Source organism: Bacillus sp. DHT2, assembly GCF_026241455.1.
Taxonomy (GTDB): Bacteria; Bacillota; Bacilli; order Bacillales; family Bacillaceae_G; genus Bacillus_A; species Bacillus_A pseudomycoides.
In genome coordinates, this window is sequence record NZ_JAPHWH010000048.1 from 1 (window position 1) to 4,402 (window position 4,402).

General features: G+C 33.6%; 5 protein-coding genes. 3 read left to right on the plus strand and 2 right to left on the minus strand.

The features are described from left to right. Window positions 1-146: 146 nt before the first annotated feature. Window positions 147-341: a hypothetical protein gene (locus ORL93_RS30625; RefSeq protein ID WP_003205237.1), complete on the minus strand. Its 195-nt coding sequence runs from the start codon at window positions 339-341 to the stop codon at window positions 147-149. 211 nt (window positions 342-552) lie between these two features. Beyond that, complete coding sequence (locus ORL93_RS30630) at window positions 553-1,503, minus strand: tyrosine-type recombinase/integrase (protein WP_265960328.1); 951 nt, start codon at window positions 1,501-1,503, stop codon at window positions 553-555. 475 nt (window positions 1,504-1,978) lie between these two features. On the opposite strand from ORL93_RS30630, the gene ORL93_RS30635 reads away from it, so the two are divergent. Genes ORL93_RS30635 through ORL93_RS30645 form a run of 3 tightly spaced genes read left to right on the plus strand, consistent with a single transcriptional unit; the run spans window position 1,979 to window position 3,984 of the window. After that, on the plus strand, window positions 1,979-2,461 hold the full coding sequence (locus ORL93_RS30635; protein ID WP_098125440.1) for a DUF2975 domain-containing protein: 483 nt from the start codon (window positions 1,979-1,981) through the stop codon (window positions 2,459-2,461). Window positions 2,462-2,472: 11 nt separating this feature from the next. Then, entirely contained in the window at window positions 2,473-2,688 is a 216-nt protein-coding gene (locus tag ORL93_RS30640; RefSeq protein ID WP_017153334.1) for a helix-turn-helix domain-containing protein, read from the plus strand. A gap of 48 nt (window positions 2,689-2,736) precedes the next feature. Then, entirely contained in the window at window positions 2,737-3,984 is a 1,248-nt protein-coding gene (locus ORL93_RS30645) for a DUF4153 domain-containing protein (protein WP_265960330.1), read from the plus strand. The last annotated feature ends 418 nt before the right edge of the window (window positions 3,985-4,402 follow it).

Consider the following 4,402-nt stretch of genomic DNA (forward strand, 5'->3'; position numbering starts at 1 on the left):
ATCTACTGCTTTTTTCTTAAATTCTATATCGTAAGTTACTCTAATTTTACCCATAGAAAAAATCCCCTCCATAGTAAACAGATTAATGTGCTTTCTTTTTACTGTCTACTATAAGGGGATCATATCAGAAATCGGTGGTCTTTTTCTTATTTCATTTTAGAAGGATATTTCCAATCACGATTTCCTTTAGAAACAGTCGAAGAGGTTTCACTTTGTTTAGTTAGGCTTTGTTTCTCTATGTTTTCCAGAGATTTTTGCATCTGTTCCATTTGTTCTTTTACTTCTTTTATTTCAAACTTCATTTCCATAAGTAACCGCAAAATAGCATCTCCTTTATTCATTGCAACATACTCCCTTCATTTTTCTCTTATTGCTTTTTTATTAACTGAATTTGAAAAATATCTGATTCCTTTATACCTAGAACTCTCATTTCATCTTTAAAAGTTCGCCAGGACGCAACTTTAATGGATTTTGTACTTTTATCCCTTAATGTGTACACTCTTATGTACTGTATTTCCTGTTTCTCATTTCTTTCCACGTTGTCTTCCTCCGTTATTTTTGATTGATGTAATCATAATATCTTTTTAACGAAAGTTTAGATTTAAAGCCTACTTGTTTTATAATTTCTTCCTCTGAAACATGATGCTCAATAAGTCGCAAAATGAACGTGTTCCGTAAGTGTTGCGCTGAGATCCCTTTACGTAAATTTGCTCGAGCAACTTCAAGTCGAATCATTTTTTGAACAGCAATCTCTGTTAGGGCTTTCGGTGCATCGTTTTCATATGACCAATGATAGGTATTCCGAGTAAAATCGAAGGCTACGAATAAGGGATCATTACTATGATATTTAGGACGAACAGGTTCAGGAATGACCTTGTAATAGTTAAACAATCGTTTTTTATCATCTTCAGTTAAAAGGATTGTTCTTTCTATACCCACTATTTTTGGTACTGAGATTGTATTGTTTTCAAAATGAACGTGCTTCATCTGTAAACTTACAAGTTCCTGTAAGGATAATCCATTATTGATGAATAAATGTACAATAGAAATATTACGATCCATAAGTACTGAACGAACAGAACGTTGTTTTTCCGTTAATTCTTCTAATGAAGTTAAAATATACTTTAACCTTTTTTCTTCCTCTTTTGAGATAAAGTCTCCATCACGTAACGCACGATTGGGTTGAATACTAAATTGCATCTCTTCTAACGGATTTGCCAGTTGTAAATACTGATACATTATATTTAAGACAATATAGACACGATGCATTGTTTTATCAGAGTACCGTCGCTGCTGTTTTAAATCATAGAAATACGCTTCATACTCCTTTGTACCAAGCGTCGTCCATATATTGCGTGTAGGGAGTTTTTTAGATTTTTGCAACCAATGACCAAAGTCTTCAATATCATAAACATATCGTTTAATTGTGGAAGGCTTGCGTCCTTTATTTAATAAGAAAGAAGAAAAATGTTGTACAGTATCTTGAAATTCTTTTGTTGGCATAAGCTTATCATCCTAATTTTTCTTTTAGTATATCAAATTTTACACATATTCCACTTACTGTGGCTTTAAAACAAAGTTTGATGATTTATAAAAAAGTCTGATCGTTTATAATAAAGTTTGATAATTTGTAAAAAAGTTTGATCAAAAATCCTGTGTTGATGTGCAGGATTTTTTCTTGTTCCGCAATCGGGCCAGATTGTTGAACAGCACCTGTATTGAAAATTGGATATTTGTGTTTGAAATACAGAAGAGATTGTGAAGGTTTGCACTTAAACTAACGGGCAGGTTAGCTGTACAAGTTATAAATTTAATGGTTTAAAGTTATAGAGCATTTCTTTGAATGAGGAATGCTTTGTATTTTTGCTTAAAACAAAAACTTACAATAAAAATGTTATTTAAATTAATAAAAATTTATTGTGAAACGATAAAATATATATTAAAATCAAAATCAGAATAAATAAGTGAGGTGCTTTTTATGGAAAAAGTAACAACGTTGTTTTTAAAAATAGCTGTTATTCTTTTGGGAGTCCCAGTTCTTGCTCTGTGCATCTTTTTGGTGCCAGAGATGGCGAATCTTGCAGCAAAATTGCTTCCACAGTTTGCTTTTATAAAATATCTCGTTTTCATCGCTTTTGATGCATCGGCTATACCTTTTTACTTTGCTTTGTATCAGGCTTTCAAACTCTTATGCTATATTGACAAAAATAAAGCTTTCTCCGATTTATCTGTAAAAGCTTTAAAGAAAATCAAATACTGTGCCATCACAATCAGTATTTTGCATGTGCTAGTTTGGCCGCTCTTCTACATCTTTGCGGAAGTAGACGACGCACCAGGAGTTATCTTTGTCGGATTGGTTGTTCCTTTTGCTTCGATGGTTATCGCAGTCTTTGCGGCTGTTCTCCAAAAACTTTTACAAGATGCAATTAATATCAAATCAGAAAATGATTTAACGGTCTGAGGTGAATAACAATGGCAATTATAATTAATATTGATGTGATGTTAGCAAAAAGGAAAATGAGCGTAACAGAACTATCGGAGAAGGTTGGAATAACAATGGCGAACCTTTCTATATTGAAAAATGGAAAGGCAAAAGCGATTCGATTATCCACTTTAGAGGCAATTTGTAAGGCTTTAGAATGTCAGCCTGGAGATATTTTAGAATACAAAAGTGACGAAGACAGTTAAACATTGTGGAGGAAACTTAATATAACAATTATTAGGGGAGGTATAACTATGGACATTAACAATTTGATTATTGAAAATATTGTTAACCCTCATGAGCTGGAGAGAATGTATAGAAAAGACCCGAAAGCTTTTAAAAAGTCATTCTCACACGCATGGGAACAGAATCCTGATTCTCAGGTTCTTGGTGTTTGGTATGAAAGATTGCATTTCAAGGAGACGGCAAATACAGAAAAAACTTCCTTGCTTCAAAAAGGTTTCTTATTCATGGGCATTTTAGCCATTCTGGCCGGGATAAGCACCAGGATCATTTTCCATTTTGTAGAACAGGAAGCAATTGCTCCAATTAACCTGGCTTTTGGTATAATGCCCTTTATTGCTGCCTATTTTGTTTACAATAATACTCCGAAAAAAAGTGTTATTTATTCCCTTGCAGCGTTGTTCCTAATTTCCGGGTTTTATCTTAATATGCTGCCATTAAATTATAAAGACAGTATTATCCTTGCTTATTTACACCTTCCCATATTCTTATGGGTATTGGTAGGGCTTGCATTTACAGGAAATGAATATTCAAAAGGCAGTACAAGATTAGCCTATATTAAATTTAATTTGGAATATTGTATTCTCTACGCCAGCATGGCAGTTAGCGGAATGGTACTAGCAGCATTAACCATGCAGTTATTTAGCTTTGTTGACTTGGATATAGAAGACTTCTATTTTAGTAATGTCGTTTTATTTGGTGCTGCCGCTCTCGCTATTGTGGCTGCATACCTGGTATCAATGAATCTTAAACTTGCTAAGAATATTACACCATATATAGCTAAAATTTTTAGTCCTCTTGTCCTGGTCACATTGTTGATCTATCTTATAACGGTTATATGGGTCGGAAAAAATCCATTCTTGGACCGCAATTTCCTGATAGCCTTTAACGGAATACTCCTTGGTGTATTGGCCGTTACCGTATTTTCCATTATCGAGAGCGACTCAGACGAGAAAAAGAACATTTCAGATTATATAAATTTTGCCTTAATTGTTCTTGCGCTTATCATTGACAGTGTGGCTTTGTCAGCCATCGTGTTCAGACTTTCTTCTTATGGGATTACGCCTAATAGACTTGCTGTTTTAGGAGTAAACATACTTATCTGGGCAAATCTAATTTGGATTATGCTCTCCTATATGCGTTTTCTACAAAACAAATCCGGACCTTCAACTATCCAAGATGCCGTTACTAAGTATTTGCCGGTCTACGGACTTTGGGCAGCTTTCGTTACATTTACTTTTCCTATAATTTTTAATTAGAAAGGCTCTGTTAATGTAACGAAAAGTTAATCTTCTATAACGTATAAAATCCTTAGAATCGATATTATGCAGCTTTTTATACAGAGTTGCATAGTTTTGGCTTATTTTCATTACTAAAGTTAAAAAGAGGGTATTCAAACTAGAAGACATAATATATTGTTGCAACTGGATTCTTTAAAATATGTCCAGTTTCATGTGCCCAACGAAAAAGGACTACATGAAACATATTTGATAAGCTAAACTTGCAGGTTTTAAGTGATAGGAAATGATCAAACTTTTTTATAAAAGAATGGGTTCCGGTGCAAGAAATTCAAGATACATGCAAGTAATCTCCTAACCTTGGACATACTGATAGTATTACTCTAGAAAAAGGTGTGTGATCGATATGGAAAAGGAAAATTTGTTCAAATGGAAGCAT

What these genes read in the sequence shown, in the direction of transcription:
- ORL93_RS30625 (WP_003205237.1), bottom strand. Translation starts at nt 341, where the DNA reads ATGAATAAAGGAGATGCTATTTTGCGGTTACTTATGGAAATGAAGTTT.
- ORL93_RS30630 (WP_265960328.1), bottom strand. Translation starts at nt 1,503, where the DNA reads ATGCCAACAAAAGAATTTCAAGATACTGTACAACATTTTTCTTCTTTC.
- ORL93_RS30635 (WP_098125440.1), top strand. Translation starts at nt 1,979, where the DNA reads ATGGAAAAAGTAACAACGTTGTTTTTAAAAATAGCTGTTATTCTTTTG.
- ORL93_RS30640 (WP_017153334.1), top strand. Translation starts at nt 2,473, where the DNA reads ATGGCAATTATAATTAATATTGATGTGATGTTAGCAAAAAGGAAAATG.
- ORL93_RS30645 (WP_265960330.1), top strand. Translation starts at nt 2,737, where the DNA reads ATGGACATTAACAATTTGATTATTGAAAATATTGTTAACCCTCATGAG.